Origin of the sequence: Streptomyces asoensis, assembly GCF_013085465.1 — a bacterium.
GTDB lineage: Bacteria > Actinomycetota > Actinomycetes > Streptomycetales > Streptomycetaceae > Streptomyces > Streptomyces cacaoi_A.
This window is the reverse complement of the sequence record NZ_CP049838.1, coordinates 2,043,955-2,059,630: the sequence shown is the minus strand read 5'-3', so window position 1 is coordinate 2,059,630 and position 15,676 is coordinate 2,043,955. Positions and strand designations below refer to the sequence as shown.

General features: G+C 71.4%; 16 protein-coding genes and 1 riboswitch. Of the genes, 13 read left to right on the top strand and 3 right to left on the bottom strand.

Annotation, left to right across the window (positions count from 1 at the left end; all coding sequences use genetic code 11):
* Positions 1 to 117: 117 nt before the first annotated feature.
* Positions 118 to 1,356 carry an ROK family transcriptional regulator gene (locus G9272_RS09115; RefSeq protein WP_171396074.1) on the top strand — a complete coding sequence of 413 codons (1,239 nt, stop codon included), beginning with the start codon at positions 118 to 120 and terminating at the stop codon, positions 1,354 to 1,356.
* On the opposite strand, the gene G9272_RS09110 is transcribed toward G9272_RS09115, so the two are convergent.
* The gene (locus G9272_RS09110; protein WP_171396073.1) at positions 1,353 to 2,096 is read right to left on the bottom strand and encodes an SDR family oxidoreductase; all 744 of its coding nucleotides are present in this window, start codon (positions 2,094 to 2,096) and stop codon (positions 1,353 to 1,355) included. The genes G9272_RS09115 and G9272_RS09110 overlap by 4 nt on opposite strands.
* A gap of 377 nt (positions 2,097 to 2,473) precedes the next feature.
* Positions 2,474 to 2,604, top strand: a riboswitch (FMN riboswitch).
* A gap of 146 nt (positions 2,605 to 2,750) precedes the next feature.
* Here G9272_RS09110 and G9272_RS09105 point away from each other — a divergent pair.
* From G9272_RS09105 to G9272_RS09065, 9 genes are all read left to right on the top strand, one after another.
* A complete protein-coding gene (locus G9272_RS09105) occupies positions 2,751 to 3,356 on the top strand; it encodes a riboflavin synthase (RefSeq protein WP_171396072.1) in 606 nt (201 codons plus the stop codon).
* Positions 3,353 to 3,994 (top strand): nicotinamide mononucleotide transporter family protein, encoded by a 642-nt coding sequence (locus G9272_RS09100; protein ID WP_171396071.1) that lies wholly within the window; start codon positions 3,353 to 3,355, stop codon positions 3,992 to 3,994. Before G9272_RS09105 ends, G9272_RS09100 begins: the two co-directional genes overlap by 4 nt.
* Positions 3,991 to 5,280: a bifunctional 3,4-dihydroxy-2-butanone-4-phosphate synthase/GTP cyclohydrolase II gene (locus tag G9272_RS09095; protein WP_171396070.1), complete on the top strand. Its 1,290-nt coding sequence runs from the start codon at positions 3,991 to 3,993 to the stop codon at positions 5,278 to 5,280. Before G9272_RS09100 ends, G9272_RS09095 begins: the two co-directional genes overlap by 4 nt.
* Before the next feature lie 37 nt (positions 5,281 to 5,317).
* Complete coding sequence (ribH, locus tag G9272_RS09090; RefSeq protein ID WP_020128903.1) at positions 5,318 to 5,803, top strand: 6,7-dimethyl-8-ribityllumazine synthase; 486 nt, start codon at positions 5,318 to 5,320, stop codon at positions 5,801 to 5,803.
* Between the two features lie 33 nt (positions 5,804 to 5,836).
* Positions 5,837 to 6,109, top strand: coding sequence for a phosphoribosyl-ATP diphosphatase (locus tag G9272_RS09085; protein ID WP_085208505.1), 273 nt, complete (start codon positions 5,837 to 5,839; stop codon positions 6,107 to 6,109).
* Positions 6,110 to 6,177: 68 nt separating this feature from the next.
* Positions 6,178 to 7,026 (top strand): ATP phosphoribosyltransferase, encoded by an 849-nt coding sequence (hisG, locus tag G9272_RS09080; protein ID WP_171396069.1) that lies wholly within the window; start codon positions 6,178 to 6,180, stop codon positions 7,024 to 7,026.
* A gap of 14 nt (positions 7,027 to 7,040) precedes the next feature.
* Complete coding sequence (locus G9272_RS09075; RefSeq protein WP_171396068.1) at positions 7,041 to 7,508, top strand: PH domain-containing protein; 468 nt, start codon at positions 7,041 to 7,043, stop codon at positions 7,506 to 7,508.
* Between the two features lie 206 nt (positions 7,509 to 7,714).
* On the top strand, positions 7,715 to 9,040 hold the full coding sequence (locus tag G9272_RS09070; RefSeq protein ID WP_171396067.1) for a hemolysin family protein: 1,326 nt from the start codon (positions 7,715 to 7,717) through the stop codon (positions 9,038 to 9,040).
* Complete coding sequence (locus G9272_RS09065; RefSeq protein ID WP_171396066.1) at positions 9,037 to 10,161, top strand: hemolysin family protein; 1,125 nt, start codon at positions 9,037 to 9,039, stop codon at positions 10,159 to 10,161. Before G9272_RS09070 ends, G9272_RS09065 begins: the two co-directional genes overlap by 4 nt.
* 18 nt (positions 10,162 to 10,179) lie before the next feature.
* Here the strand turns inward: G9272_RS09065 and G9272_RS09060 are convergent, their stop codons facing one another.
* Both G9272_RS09060 and G9272_RS09055 read right to left on the bottom strand, forming a co-directional pair.
* Positions 10,180 to 12,042, bottom strand: coding sequence for an AAA family ATPase (locus G9272_RS09060; protein ID WP_171396065.1), 1,863 nt, complete (start codon positions 12,040 to 12,042; stop codon positions 10,180 to 10,182).
* A 438-nt stretch (positions 12,043 to 12,480) separates the two neighbouring features.
* A complete protein-coding gene (locus tag G9272_RS09055; RefSeq protein ID WP_171401920.1) occupies positions 12,481 to 13,101 on the bottom strand; it encodes a uridine kinase family protein in 621 nt (206 codons plus the stop codon).
* Positions 13,102 to 13,292: 191 nt separating this feature from the next.
* Between G9272_RS09055 and G9272_RS09050 the strand changes: the two genes are divergently transcribed.
* From G9272_RS09050 to G9272_RS09040, 3 genes are all read left to right on the top strand, one after another.
* Entirely contained in the window at positions 13,293 to 14,660 is a 1,368-nt protein-coding gene (locus G9272_RS09050) for a peptidase C39 family protein (RefSeq protein ID WP_171396064.1), read from the top strand.
* Positions 14,661 to 14,752: 92 nt separating this feature from the next.
* The gene (locus G9272_RS09045; RefSeq protein ID WP_171396063.1) at positions 14,753 to 14,905 is read left to right on the top strand and encodes an SCO1431 family membrane protein; all 153 of its coding nucleotides are present in this window, start codon (positions 14,753 to 14,755) and stop codon (positions 14,903 to 14,905) included.
* 74 nt (positions 14,906 to 14,979) lie between these two features.
* Complete coding sequence (locus tag G9272_RS09040; protein WP_171396062.1) at positions 14,980 to 15,639, top strand: TetR/AcrR family transcriptional regulator; 660 nt, start codon at positions 14,980 to 14,982, stop codon at positions 15,637 to 15,639.
* Positions 15,640 to 15,676 lie beyond the last annotated feature (37 nt).

Below are 15,676 nucleotides of genomic sequence, written 5' to 3'. Positions count from 1 at the left end.
TCCGCGCCGCGCCGTCGCGATGCCGTCGTAAACTATCAGGAACCCTGCCTGATAAATAGAGGCCGACGGTCGGCAGCCGCCGATCGGGATCCCCTCGGCCATGGGAGGATTCCCGCCATGCCCGCATCCCCGAGCACCGCCCGGGCCATCAACGACCGGCTCGCCCTCCGGCTGCTCCAGCACGAAGGCCCACTGACGGCAGGGCAGTTGAAGCAGCTCACCGGCCTCTCCCGCCCGTCGGTCGCCGACCTCGTCGAACGCCTCACCGCCTCCGGTCTGATCGAGGTGGTCGGGGAGGCGGGCGAGCAGCGCCGCGGGCCGAACGCCAAGCTCTACGGCATCGTCGCCGACCGCGCCCAGCTGGCCGCGCTGGACGTGCGCACCGAGGGGGTCACGGTGCTCGTCTCGGACCTGGTCGGCCGGGTGCTCGCCGAGGCGTCCGTGCCGATCGGCGGCGACACCGGCACCGGGACGGCCGTGGAACAGGCGGTCTCGCTGGTCGAGCGGGCGGCGAAGGAGGCCGAGGCCGTGGGGGCGCCCCCACGCGACGGTGCCCGGGCGTGGGGACGGCTGCACACCCTCGGCATCGGCGCACCTGGGCTGATCGACCCCGCCAGCGGCGAACTGCGCGACTCCAGCGGCCTGCCCGAGTGGCACCGCCGACTGGTGGCCGCGCTGCACGAACGCTTCCCGGACGCCCACGCGCTCGTCGAGAACGAGACCAATCTCGCCGCCCTGGCCGAACAGCGGGAGGGTGCCGCCCGGGACCGCGACACCTTCGTCCTGCTGTGGCTGGGCCACGGCACCGGCGCGGCCGTCGTCCTGGACGGCGCACTGCGCCGCGGCGCCTCCGGCGGCACCGGCGAGATCGGCTTCCTGCCGGTGCCCGGCACGAACGGCCTGCCCTCGGCGACGGACTGCGAGGGCGGCTTCCACTCACTGGCCGGCTCGGCGGCGATCGCCGCGCTGGCGGCGGGGTACGGGCTGACGGCGCACGCGCGCTCCGACGAGCCGGTGGCGGCCGCGCTGGTGCGAGCGGCGGTGGACGCGCCGGACACCGGTGCCGCCGCCGGTTTTCTCGACGCCCTGGCCGACCGTCTCGCCCTCGGCGCGGCCTCCGTCGTCGCCGTCCTCGACCCCGGCTGTGTGGTCCTCGGCGGGGAGGTCGGACAGGCCGGCGGGGAGGTGCTCGCGAGCCGGGTGACGCACCGGCTCCGGCAGATGGCGCCGCTGCCCACGGAGGTGCGCGCCAGTGTCCTGGGCGGCGGCGCGGTGCTGCGCGGGGCCCTGCTGACGGCCCGCGACGCCGCCCAGGAGGAGCTTTTCGCAACGGCGCACAGGACCGAGGCGCCCTAACGGCGGATGCGCGTCGCCAGGTAGTCCTCGAAGGTGCCCTTGCCCACCGCCCGCTCCGGCGCCAGGTGACCGCCCGCGCGAAAGCCCCGGTAGGCCGCACCCCACAGCGGCACGTTCACCACCGCGCACCGCCGGCCGCTCGCCTTCAGGAACGCGCGGGCCAGCGACTCGAACGTGCGGACCTCGGGCCCGGCCATGTCGTCGACCCGGCCGGCCGGCGCGCCCGCGGCCAGCTCCGCGAGCCGGTCGGCGACCTCCGCGACCTCCACCGGCTGATCGCTCACCCCGGCCGGCAGCACCATCACCGGTACCTTGGCCAGCCCCTGGAACAGCTGGACCAGCAGGTCGTGGAACTGGGTGGCGCGCAGCACCGTCCAGCCGAGCCCCGACCCCGCCAGCCGTTTCTCCACGGCGAGCTTGGTCTTGTAGTAGCCGAACGGCACCTGGTCGACGCCGACGATCGAGATGTAGAGCAGGTGTGCCACCCCGGCCTGCCGCGCCGCGGCGATCAGGTTCACGGCCGCCTGCTCGTCGTCTCCGCGCGGAGTGGTCGCGCAGTGCACGATCGTGTCCACGCCCGCGACGGCCGCGTCCAGTTCCGGCCCGCCCTCGCGCAGGTCGACGGCGTACGGCTGGGTGTGCCGGCTCAGCACCCGCACCTCGTGCCCGTCCGCCCGCAGCCGTTCGGTGACGAGTCGGCCAAGGGTTCCCGTACCGCCGGTCACGAGGATCGTGGTCATACCGTTCAGCCCCTTGGGACACCGGGCACTCCAGGCCGGAACGCCCTCCGTCGGTCAAGCTTGTCCGGGTTGGCCACGGCTCGCACGTCCCGCAGCTCACGGCGGGGTCCCGGCCCGCCGGAACGCGCGGCGAACGGCCGGAGCGAAGGGACCCGGCGGCGGGCAAGGGCCGTCGTCACCGCCGCCGGGCCGCACTCCGCCGACCCTAGAAAGGACTAGACCAGTACGTCAATAGGTATGGACCAGTCCCGGGTCGGGCCGGGACCGGTCTCGAATCGGGCCGGGCGCAACCCGAATTGACGACCTGTGAGCCACCCCACATCTTTCACCTGTATGGACGCGTATCCGGCGTGGCACACTGGCCCTGTAAACCAAAGCAGCGCACTCCGGGGTCGGTGAAAGTCCGAACCGGCGGTTATAGTCCGCGACCCGGTCGCTTCCAGCGACCGGTTGACCAGGTGAAATTCCTGGACCGACGGTTAAAGTCCGGATGGGAGGCAGTGCGCGGCGGGCGGGCATTCGTGCGCGCCGCCGTATACGTGCTCGTCCGCGGACGAGTCTGTCCGGCGTCGCCCCCGGTGTCGTTGCCCGTACCTGCTGTCGTCATCGACAGGCCCCGGAGTCCGTGCCCGAAGAGGCAGGAGGACCCGGGAAGTGTTCACCGGAATCGTCGAAGAGCTGGGTGAGGTCACCGCCGTCGAGAATCTCGGCGACGCCTCCCGCTTCCGGCTGCGCGGCCCCGTCGTGACCGACGGCGCGAAGCACGGCGACTCCATCGCCGTGAACGGGGTCTGTCTCACCGTCGTGGAGCACGAGGGCGACGAGTTCACCGCCGACGTCATGGCGGAGACCCTGAACCGCTCCAGCCTCGGAGCACTCGGCGTCGGCTCCCGCGTCAACCTCGAACGCCCCACCGCCGTCGGCGACCGCCTCGGCGGGCACATCGTGCAGGGTCATGTCGACGGCACCGGCGCGGTGTTGGAGCGCAAGCCCTCCGAGAACTGGGAGATCATCAAGATCTCCCTCCCCGCCGACCTCGCCCGGTACGTCGTGGAGAAGGGCTCCATCACCGTCGACGGCATCAGCCTCACGGTCGTCGAGGCCGGCCCCGACTTCTTCACCGTCAGCCTCATCCCCACCACCCTCGCCCTGACCACGCTCGGCCTCAAGCAGGCCGGCGACCCGGTCAACCTCGAGGTGGACATCGTCGCCAAGTACGTCGAGCGCCTGCTGACCGCCACCCGGGGAGCGGCGCAGTGAACTCGCTGAACTCCGAGGCCTTCACCCTCCTCGACCAGCACATCCTCTGGTCGGACATGATCGGCAACATCCTCGGCCTGATCACCCTCGCCCTCGGCTGGCGCCGCTCGCTGTGGACCTGGCCGGTGCAGTTCCTCTCCGGGCTCGTCCTCTTCGGCGCCTTCTTCGGCCATCTGACCGGCAGCGCCGGCAAGCAGGTCGTCGTCATGGTCGTCGCCCTGTACGGCTGGTGGCAGTGGAACCGCAGCAAGGGCGCGTCCGCGGACGGCGCCATCACCCCTCGCTTCGCCACCTGGCGCGAGCGCGCGGTCATGGCCGGCGCCGCCGCCGTCGGCACGGTCGCCGTGGCGCTGCTCTTCAAGGCCTACCCGTCCCTGTCCTGGGACCCCTGGCCGGACGCCTACATCTTCGTCGGCACGATCGTCGCCATGTACGCCCAGGCGCGCGGCATGGTCGAGTTCTGGATCGCCTGGCTCCTCGTCGACGTCGTCGGCGTCCCCCTGAACTTCGCCAACGGCTACGCCTTCTCCGGCTTCGTCTACGTCATCTACGGCGCGCTCGTCCTGTGGGGCATGCGCGACTGGTGGCTGCGCTCCCGCAAGGCCTCGCAACCCGCTCTGGAAGGAGCGCCGGCATGAGTACCGCACCGATCCTCTACAGCACGGACGGCATCGAGGACTTCGCGCTGGACCCCGTCGAGCGGGCCATCGCCGACATCGCCGCCGGCCGCCCCGTGGTGGTCGTCGACGACGAGGACCGCGAGAACGAGGGAGACCTCGTCATCGCCGCGGAGAAGGCCACCCCCGAGATCGTCGCCTTCATGATGAGCGAGTGCCGCGGCCTGATCTGCGCCCCCATGGAGGGCGACGAACTGGAGCGCCTGGAGCTCCCGCAGATGGTCGAGGACAACACCGAATCCATGAAGACCGCGTTCACGGTCTCCGTCGACGCCTCCGCCGCCCACGGCGTGACCACCGGCATCTCCGCCGCCGACCGCGCCACCACGCTGCGGCTCCTGGCGAGCGGCACCACCGAGGCCACGGACTTCGTCCGCCCGGGACACATCTTCCCGCTCCGCGCCAAGCCCGGCGGTGTGCTGACCCGCAACGGCCACACCGAGGCGGCCGTCGACCTCGCCCGGCTCGCGGGGCTGCGCCCGGCCGGCGCGATCGTCGAGATCGCCGGCGAGGACGGCCGGATGCTCCGGCTGCCCGAACTGATCCCGTTCGCCCGCAAGCACGGCCTGACGATCATCTCCATCGAGGACCTGATCGCCTACCGCCGCAGCGCCGAGCCCACCGTCCGCCGCGAGGCGCAGACCCGGCTGCCCACCGTCCACGGCACCTTCACCGCGTACGGCTACCGCTCCACCGTCGACGGGGTCGAGCACGTCGCCCTCGTCCACGGCGAGATCGGCGACGGCGAGGACGTCCTCGTCCGGGTGCACTCCGAGTGCCTCACCGGCGACATCTTCGCCTCCCAGCGCTGCGACTGCGGCCCCCAGCTCGACGCGTCCCTGGAGCGCATCCAGAGCGAGGGCCGGGGGGTGGTCGTCTATCTGCGCGGACACGAGGGCCGCGGCATCGGTCTGCTGTCCAAGCTGAGGGCCTACGAGCTCCAGGAGCAGGGACACGACACCCTCGACGCCAACCTGGAGCTGGGCCTGCCCGCCGACGCCCGTGACTACGCGGCCGGCGCGCAGATCCTCGAGGACCTCGGCGTGCGCAGTGTGCGCCTGATGACCAACAACCCCGAGAAGACCGACGCCCTCGTCCGGCACGGCATCGAGGTCACCCGGCGCGAGCCGATGCCCGTACAGGCGGGCGAGCACAACATCCGCTACCTGCGCACCAAGCGGGACCGGATGGGACATGACCTGCCCTGGCTGGACACGGCCCCCGTGTCCCCCTGCGGCAACCAGTAACGCAAGTCGGCAAGGCACGAGAGGCAAGAGGAGAGACGTGAGCGGCAAGGGCGCACCGGAGCTGTCCGTACGCAATGTGGGTGACCTGCGGGTCGCCGTCATCGCGGCACAGTGGCACGAGAAGGTGATGGACGGACTGGTCGACGGCGCGCTGCGCGCCCTGCACGACCTCGGCATCGACGAGCCGACCCTGCTGAGGGTCCCCGGCAGCTGGGAGCTCCCGGTCGTCGCCAAGGTGCTCGCCGGGCGGGGCTACGACGCGATCGTCGCCCTCGGCGTCGTCATCCGCGGCGGCACCCCGCACTTCGAGTACGTGTGCCAGGGCGTCACCCAGGGACTCACCCAGGTCTCCGTCGAGACCGGCGTGCCCGTCGGCATGGGCGTCCTCACCTGCGACACCGAGGAGCAGGCCCTGGACCGGGCCGGCCTCGAGGGCTCCAACGAGGACAAGGGGCACGAGGCGGTGACGGCGGCGGTGGCGACCGCGGCCACCCTCCGCTCAGTATCCGAACCCTGGCGGTAGGCAGGCCGGCACAACGGCTAGGGTGGGATCACCATGTCCAAGAAGACGTTCGAGGAGCTCTTCACCGAGCTCCAGCAGAAGGCCGCCAGCGGCGACCCCGCCACTTCCCGCACCGCAGAACTGGTCGAGAAGGGCGTCCATGCCATCGGCAAGAAGGTCGTCGAAGAGGCCGCAGAGGTCTGGATGGCGGCCGAGTACGAAGGCAAGGAGGCAGCCGCCGAGGAGATCTCGCAGCTGCTCTACCACGTCCAGGTGATGATGGTCGCCCGCGGAATCTCGCTGGACGACGTGTACGCCCACCTGTAAACATTTTTCAGACACCACCGCACACATCCGCCCCGATCGTCACGTTCCACGCGAAGGAAGCCGACCTCATGCTGCGCATCGCCGTCCCCAACAAGGGTTCCCTGTCAGGCCCCGCGGGGGAGATGCTGCATGAGGCCGGCTACCAGCAGCGCCGCGAGTCCAAGGAACTGCGGATCGTCGACCCGGTCAACGACGTCGAGTTCTTCTACCTCCGCCCCCGGGACATCGCGATCTACGTCTCCTCCGGGCGCCTCGACATCGGCATCACCGGCCGCGACCTGCTGATCGACTCCGGCGCCAACGCCGAGGAGATCCTCCCGCTCGGCTTCGCCCGCTCCACCTTCCGCTTCGCCACCAAGCCGGGCACGGCCGACGGCATCGAGGACCTCCAGGGCCGGACGGTCGCCACCTCCTACGAGGGCATCGTCGCCAAGCACCTGGCCGAGCAGGGCATCGACGCCTCCGTCGTCCACCTCGACGGCGCCGTCGAGACCGCGATCGAACTGGGTGTCGCCGAGGTCATCGCCGACGTCGTCGAGACCGGCACCTCACTGCGCAACGCGGGCCTCGAGGTCTTCGGCGAGCCCATCATGAAGTCCGAGGCCATCGTGATCCGCCGCACCGGCGCGGACGTCGAGGAGCCCAAGGTGCAGCAGTTCCTGCGCCGCCTCCAGGGCGTCCTGGTCGCCCGGACGTACGTGATGATGGACTACGACTGCCGGGTCGAGCAGCTCGAGAAGGCCGTCGCGCTGACCCCGGGCCTGGAGTCGCCGACCGTCTCCCCGCTGCACAACGAGGGCTGGGTCGCCGTCCGTGCCATGGTCCCGGCCAAGGAGGCCCAACGGATCATGGACGACCTCTACGACATCGGCGCCCGCGCCATCCTGACCACGGCCATCCACGCCTGCCGCCTCTGACCTCAGCCGGGAACATGTCCAACCTGCCGACCCTCCCCGTCACCTTCCGGCCAGGGCGCACCCGCGTGGTGTTGCTCACGGCCGGAGTGGTGATCCTCCTCGTCATCTCCGCCGTGGCGATGCTGCTGGAGCAGCTCGGCCCGGGGGAGCGGCTCAGCTTCATCCTCACCGGCGCCCTCATCTTCTGGGTGCTGGCCCAGCTCGCCCGGGTGCGGGTCGTCGCCGACGACTCCGGTGTCACCGTCGTGAACATCGCCAGCAGGCGGCGCCTGGACTGGGCCGAGATCGTCCAGGTGAACCTCCGTCCGGGCGACCCCTGGGTGTTCCTCAACCTCAGCGACGGCACCAGTCTGCCCGCCCTCGGTATCCAGCCGGGCATCGACAAGCAGCAGGCCATCGCCGACGCGCGCACCCTGCGTACGCTCGCGGAAGCCCGGTCCGTCCGGGACCCCGAGGCGTCCACAGAGCAAGATCAGGGCTGACTCGGGGCCGTCCACCCTGCCGCTGAAGCCCCTGTCTTGATTAATCTGGTGACGGAGGCGTTCCCCTTACGCCTCCACCCCTGTGGCTCCCAGCCGGGTGCACAGGGGTTCCTGCTACCCGAGGAGTGACTCCCTCCGGCGATGGACGGTTCGTCCTGTAGTACCTGCGCCGCCCCTGTCCGACCTCGTTCGGAGGCGGCGGCATCATGACCACCCCGTTGCTGCTCCTGGCAGCCGCGTTCCTGCTCATCCTCGCCAACGGCTTCTTCGTCGCCGCCGAGTTCGGCCTCATCACGGTCGAGCGGCCGGACGCCGAGAAGGCCGCCGCCGAGGGCGACCGACGAGCCCACACGGTCGTCGAGTCGCTGAAGGAACTGTCCTTCCAGCTCTCCGGCACCCAGCTCGGCATCACCATCACCTCCCTCGTCGTCGGCATGCTCGCCGAACCGGCGCTGGCCGAGCTGCTGCACGGCCCGTTCACCGCGATCGGCATCCCCGAGGGCGCCGTCTCCGGTGTCGCCGTGGTCGTCGGCATGCTGCTGGCCTCCGCCGTGCAGATGGTGATCGGCGAGCTCGTGCCCAAGAACTGGGCGGTGTCCAAGCCCCTCCAGGTCGCGCGCTTCGTCGCGGGCCCGCAGGCCGGCTTCTCCCGCCTCTTCCGGCCGGTGATCGCGGCGCTCAACACCGTCGCCAACCGGCTGGTGCGCGCCCTGGGCATCGAGCCCACCGCGGAGCTGGCCTCCGCGCGGACCCCCGGTGAACTCGTCTCGCTGGCCCGTCACTCGGCCCAGGCCGGGGCGCTCGAACAGGACACGGCCGACCTCTTCGTCCGGACCCTGTCGCTGGCCGAACTCACCGCTCAGCACGTCATGACCCCGCGGGTGCGGGTGAGCGCCCTTCAGTCGTCGGCCACCGCCGAGGACGTGGTCAACCTGACCCGCGCCACCGGCCTGTCCCGGTTCCCCGTCTACCGCGAGAGGATCGACGAGATCGTCGGCATGGTCCACCTCAAGGACGCCCTGGCGATCCCCGTCCACGACCGGCTGCGTACCCCGCTCGGCCGTATCGCCCGCCCCGCGCTGCTGGTCCCGGAGACCCTGCCCGTCCAGCCCCTGCTGGCCCGGCTGCGCAGCGAGCAGCCCATCGCCGTCGTCGTCGACGAGTACGGCGGCACGGCCGGCGTGGTCACGCTGGAGGACATCGTCGAGGAGATCGTCGGCGAGGTCCGTGACGAGCACGACGGCCAGGACACGCCCGAACTCGCCGCGGCCCCGCCCGAGGAGGGCAGGCCCGCCTGGGACGTGGACGGCAGCTGCCGTGTCGACACCCTCCAGCGCATAGGCCTGGAGGTCCCCGAGGGGCCGTACGAGACGGTCGCCGGGCTGGTCGCCGACCTGCTCGGCCGGATCCCTGCCGTCGGCGACCGGACCGATCTGCCCGGCTGGCGGCTCTCCGTGCGCCGCGTCGGCCACTACCGCGCCGAGCGGGTCCGCCTGGTGCGGACCGGCCAGGTCGTGGAGGTCACCCGATGAGCGCCTTCCAGCTTCTCTTCGCCGCACTGCTCGTGCTGGCCAACGGATTCTTCGTCGGCGCCGAGTTCGCGCTCGTCTCCGTCCGCCGCAGCCAGATCGAGCCACTGGGCACCGCACGGGCCCGTCAGGTCCTCTACGGTCTGGAACGCCTGCCCCAGATGATGGCGGCGGCCCAGTTCGGCATCACCGTCTGCTCGCTCACCCTGGGCGCGGTCGCCGAACCGACGGTCGCACACCTCCTGGAGCCGGTCCTCGAGGCGGTCCACCTCCCGCACGGCATGATCCACCCGCTGGGCTATGTGGTGGCCCTCGCGGCCGTGGTCTTCTTCCACCTCGTCATCGGCGAGATGGTCCCGAAGAACCTCGCCATGGCGGCCCCCGAGAAGGCCGCGCTGTGGCTCAGCCCCGGCCTGGTCGCCTTCGCCCGGGTCTGCCGGCCGATCACGGTGGCCCTCGGCGCCTGCGCCCGGGGCATCCTGCGGCTCTTCCACGTGGAGCCCAAGGACGAGGTCGAGGCCGTCGTCACCAGCGAACAGCTGAACCGCCTGCTGGAGGACTCCGGCCAGGCCGGCCTCCTCGACCCCGAGGAGCAGGAACGGCTGGAGGACGCGCTGGAGCTGGGCTCCCGCCCGGTGACGGACGTGCTGCTGAAGCGCGAGTCCCTGGTGACGGTCAGCCCGTCTGTCACCCCCGGGGAGATCGTCGGACTGACCGCCCGTACCGGCTACTCCCGCTTCCCGGTGGCCGCGGAGAACGGCGCCTTCATGGGCTACCTGCACGTGAAGGACGTCCTCGACCTGGAGGAATCCGAGCGGGCGGTGCCGCAGCAGGTGTGGCGACCGATGACGACACTCCGCTCCGAACTGCCGCTGGACGACGCGCTGACGGTGATGCGCCGGGCGGCGACCCACCTGGCGCAGGTGGCCGACGCGTCCGGCAGGGTGCTCGGCCTGGTCGCCCTGGAGGACGTACTGGAGCTGCTGGTGGGCGAGGTCACCGACCCCGCGCACCGGGAGGTCTCCGGGATCCGGCTGACGGAGCCGAGGGGGAGTTCCCCCAAGGTCACGGCTCCGCTCGAGCAGGGCGGACCCCCGTCCCCGGAGGAAGCGCTGGCGAGCTGAGAGGAGCCGCGGGATCCGTCACACCGCCGGATCCTGCGGCCCCCTCCCCGACAGCACCTCCCCGTACGCCTGCATCAGATCCGGCAGCCGCAGCGTCGACAGATCGTCCCGGGTCAGTCCGCCCGGATAGGTCGACAGCCGCAGATCCCGGTAGGCGCAGCTCTTCTCGTACAGGGTGCGCAGGAACCGCCCGTTGCCCAGTTCGTCGATCCACCCCTGGTCCACGACGTGCCCGGCGATGGAGCGCAGCTCGTCCAGGGCCTCCTCGTCCCACGCGTCGCCGTTCTCCGCGGCCAGCACCTCGCCGATGGAGGTGAGCTCGAGGGGCCGGTAGGACGGGAAGTCGACACGGGTCGTGAAGCGGGAGGACAGCCCGGGGTTCGCGGCCAGCAGACGGTCCATGCCCTCCGGGTAGCCGGCCAGGATCACCACCAGGTGGTCCCGGTTGTCCTCGGCCCGCTTCAGCAGCACCTGGAGCGCCTCGTCGCCGTACGCGTCGCCCTTGCCGTAACCGGAGTTCGAGAGCGAGTACGCCTCGTCGACGAAGAGCACACCGCCGAGGGCGGAGTCGATCAGTTCGTTGGCCTTCACGGCCGTCTGGCCGAGGTACTCGCCGACCAGGTCGGCCCGCTGGGCCTCCACGAGATGGTCGCCGCCCAGCAGGCCGAGGGCGTAGAAGACCCGGCCGAGGATGCGGGCCACCGTGGTCTTGCCGGTGCCGGAAGGACCGGAGAAGACGAAGTGGCGCTTCGGCGGCTGGACCGGAAGGCCCTGGCCGGTCCGCAGCCGCGCCATGTTGAGCTGCGCGGACAGGGCCTTGACCTGGCGTTTCACCGGCTCCAGGCCGACCATGCCCTCCAGTTCGGCGAGCGCCTCCTCGAGTAACACGGGATCGGTGGGCCCGGCCGGCAGTGACGAGGGGACGACGGTCTTCTCCCGCACCGCCGGGTCGGCCACCGACGGCAGCGGGACGACGGGCGGCAGATCGGAGGGCTCGGTGAGCCGCAGATCCCGGCCCTCGGTGCCGAACAGCGGGTCGAAGCCGTCCGGGCCGTCCACCATGTCCTGCCCGACCCCGGTGAGCGTGATCGCCGCGAAGTCGGCGGGATCGTCGTATCCGTCGCCCTCGGCGATCGCGGCGAGCCGGGCCGAGGTGTCCATGAAGGCGGCGTCGACGCGGTGCACCGCCCGGTACAGGGGGAGAGCCGCCGCCGAGCGGCCCGTTCCCTCATGGGCCCGGGCCAGCCAGTACCGCAGCTCCTTGCGCTGCGGCTGCTCGCTGCGGCAGCGCATCAGGGCCGACGACAGCAGTGGCTCGGCCTGTCCGTACATCTCCAGGCGGACCCGGGCCATCCCGCCGAACAGACCGGCCTCGATGCCCAGCAGGGGGTCGTCGAGCAGCGGGTCGGTGTGCCGGACCAGCTGCTCCCAGTCCTTGACCAGATAGGCGCGGCAGGCGTGCAGGAAGCGGACCTGGTGATCGGTGTCGACGGGTGGCAGCCCGGCGAGGGCCCGGTCCAGTTCGGGCACATGGCGGCCGTCCAGCCAGTGCGAGGCGTGCGCCAGCAGCAGGTCGCGCGGGCTCTCCAGCACCGGTTGCACCCACCAGCCCAGCCAGTACCAGGAGTTGAGGGTACGGCGGTGCCGGGTCCGCTGCTCGCCGAAGCGCTCGCGGTGCCGGAACATCCTGAGCAGCGCGGTCGTCGTGTCGACGCGCAGCGCGTGCAGTCCGAGCCAGCCGTCGGCCATCCCGGGATCGATCCGCACCGCGGTGCGGAACTCCTCCTCCGCCTGTGGATAGGCGCCCATCGTGTAGGCGTCCACGCCTCGCAGCCAGGCGAGGTCGGCCGGGGCGTCGGGGCCCTGCGTGCCGAAGTCCATCACGTCCCCCACAAACCGTGCCCCCGTCGGTGTGCCGCCGGGCGTCGCCCTTCGGCTGCCTTGGTCGAACCGCTGTGCCGCGGACCGGAGTTGCAAGGTGCGCGAGGCAGTCGCCCAGGTCGCACCGAGGGCATCGTACCTGCGTGGGAGTCGCTCGCCGTAGGGTGCCGCACAGGCCGTTCGGCGAGGTGGGAGCGGACGGGGCGCATCCCGCGCGGTGACCCTGGGTGAGCGAATCGTGCCGTGGCGCGGCCGGAAAGGGGGCGTCGGGCGGGATGAGGACAGAACGAAGCCCCCGATCACGGGGGAACAACCGGGGGCTTCGCGTCCGAGGGCGGCTGCGATTGCCGCACATTCAGAACGTAAGTCCTGTACGGGCCGTCGGTCAAGCACAGTTGAAGCAGTTGGCGAAGTTCGAACGCGGGGCCCTTCACGCGTTCACCACATCGCGGGTGGTCCGTCACGGTGGGTGACATCCTGGCGTGGTCCAAGGTTTCCCACCGGCCCCGGCAGCACCTCGTACCCCTGCCTCAACTGCCGCACCAGCAGGGCGGCATGGGGGCGCGAAGGATCGTCGGCGAAGTGACGGATCTCGGCCGCGACCCACCCGTCCCAGAACTCCCGTTGCTCCTCCCCGTCCCGGGACCGTCCGCGCGCCCAGGCCTCCTCGGGTGGCATGTCCATCCACAGCAGACACGCCAGGAACGGCCGCAGGGCACGGCGGCCGGCGCCGACCCCCTCGATCAGGACGACGGGGGCCGCGGGCAGCGGCCTCGGCGGGCCGAAGCGACGGGCGCGCCAGTCGTAGGGGGCGTAGTGCGCGGTCTTGCCGCGGCCGAACGGCTCGATCACCTGGGTCAGCAGCCGCCCGGTCCAGGCGAACAGCTCGTCGTGGCTGGCGAGGTCGTCGAGACGCAGCACCGGCGCGCCCCCCAGCGCCTCGGCCAGCCTCCCGGCCAGGGTGGACTTCCCCGAGCCGGCGTGGCCGTCGACGCCGATCAGCCGGACCGGCCCACAGGACGGCGGCAGACGGCGCAGACGGGAGGCGAGCTGGCGGATGGCGGTTCCCGGGGACGAAGAGGGGCTGGTGAGGGGAGACGTCGTACCGCGCGAAAGTCTACGACCGCTCGTCCCGTCGGTGGCTCAGACCAATATTGGTGGCGTGCCACGGGCGGAAGTGCTGGAAGGCGGGGCCCGCTCCGTCCATAGTTGGCGCACAGCCGCGCAGACACCCTGGGGGTCTTCCGCTCATGAGCAGAGCCGAACAGCCGTCCCGCAGAACGGTCCTCGCCGCCGCGGTCGCCGCCGCGGTGGCAGGGGGCTCGGCCCCGGCCGCCACGGCCGCCGACGCGGCGGACACCGCGGCCGCCGACGCGGCCCCGGCCCGGACCGTCGACCACCGCTCCTGGACCACGTACGCCGACTGGCGCGCCGGCTCCGCCAAGGGCACCCGTGCCGTGGCGGGCCCCCGTCCGGGCGTGGCCGTCGGCACCCCGCTCGGCACCGTCGACTACACCGACCCGCACACCAAGACCACGGCCACCTGGGAGTACGCGACCTGGACGTCCCCGGTCCAGACGCTCGCCGTCCCCTCGACGGAGGTGATCGCCTCCTGGAACGCGAGCACCCCGGCCGGTACCTGGCTCCAGGTCGAGCTGAAGGGCACGTACTCCGACGGCACGGACACCCCCTGGTACGTGATGGGCCGCTGGGCCTCCGGCGACCAGGACATCAAGCGCACCTCGGTCGACGACCAGACCGACGGCCGGAGCACCGTCTGGACCGACACCTTCGCGATCGACGACGCCTCGACCGGCCTGCGCCTCGCCTCCTGCCGCCTGCGCCTCACGCTGTACCGCCGCCCCGGCACCAGGCTCACCCCGACCGTGTGGCGGCTCGGCGTGATGGGCTCCGACGTCCCGGACCGGTTCACCGTCCCGGCCTCCGTGCCCGGCCTCGCGCAGGAGCTGACCGTCCCGCGCTACTCCCAGGAGATCCACCTGGGCCAGTACCCCGAGTACGACAGCGGCGGGGAGGCCTGGTGCAGCCCCACCTCCTCGCAGATGATCGTCGAGTACTGGGGCGGCCGGCTCACCGCCGAGCAGCTGGCGTGGGTCGACTCGTCCTACGCCGACCCGCAGGTCTGCCACGCGGCCAGGCACACGTACGACCACCAGTACGCCGGCTGCGGCAACTGGCCGTTCAACGCCGCCTACGCGGCCACCTTCAAGGATCTCCAGGGCGTGGTCACCCGGCTCCGCTCGCTCACCGACCTGGAGACGCTGATCGCGGCGGGGATCCCGGCCATAACGTCCCAGTCCTTCCTCAAGGAGGAGCTCACGGGCGCGGGGTACGGCACCTCCGGGCACCTGATGACCGTGATCGGCTTCACGGCCGACGGTGATGTGATCGCCAACGACCCGTTCTCGGCGGACGACACGGCGGTGCGGCGCGTGTACCGGCGGCGGGAGTTCGAGAACATCTGGCTCAGGACCAAGCGGTACAACGCGAGCGGCAAGGTCGCGTCCGGCACCGGAGGCGTCTGCTACCTCTACTTCCCGGCGCGTCCGACCGCCCGCCAGTGCAAGGCCCTCACGGCGGTGGGGGTTCCCGTGTGAGCAAGGTCTCCGCCGCAAAAGCCCCGGCGGGTGGCAAGGTGGACGGATCGGTGGGGGGAACCGCCCTGTACGTCCGACCTCAGCGAGACACCATGACCGCACAGACAGCCGCAGCCACAGCCACCGCCTCCCGCGCCCGCACCGGCGGCCCCGAGACCGACGGCCCGAAGGTCCTCGAGCACCTCATGGGCTGGGTCCTCGTCGCGGTCGTCGCGATGCTGGTCACCCAGCTCGGACTGCTGTGACTGGCGTGACCTGACGCACGGTTGACCTGACATACTGCGGATGTCCCGCCGACCGCCCGAGACCAGGGTCGAAATTGAATATCAGTGAACAGCGCGAAGTTGCCCGCCCCCGGGCACGCGGCACCGAGCGCTCACTGGCGCGCCGCGCCGAACTCATCTCCATCGGGCGGAAGTTGTTCGCCGACACGTCCTACGACGCGCTCTCGATGGACGACATCGCCCGGCAGGCGCATGTCGCCAAGGGGCTGATCTACTACTACTTCCAGTCCAAGCGCGGCTACTACCTGGCGATCATCCAGGACTCCGTCGCCGATCTGGTCACCTTCGCGGCGAGCGGCCTGGAACTGCCCCAGGTGGACCGGGTGCACCGCACCATCGACAGCTATCTTCGCTACGCCGAGCACAACACGGCCGCCTACCGCACGATCGTCAGCGGCGGCGTCGGCTTCGACACCGAGGTGCACGCCATCCGGGACGGGGTGCGCGCGGCGATCGTGGCGACCATCGCCGAGGGCGCGTACGGCACCAGCGACATCCCGGCACTGCCCCGCATGGGCCTGCTCGCCTGGGTGTGCAGCGTCGAGGGCGCCACCCTGGAGTGGATCGCCCGCCCCGAACTCTCCCGCGAGATCATGGGCGATCTGCTGGTGAAGACCCTGGGCGGCTCCCTGCGCGCCATCGAGGAACTCGACCCCGCCTTCGCCGCGCCGAAGTCGGCCCGCCGCGAGGACTGACGCACGAGGCGGACGCGCAAGACGGATACGCGTGGCG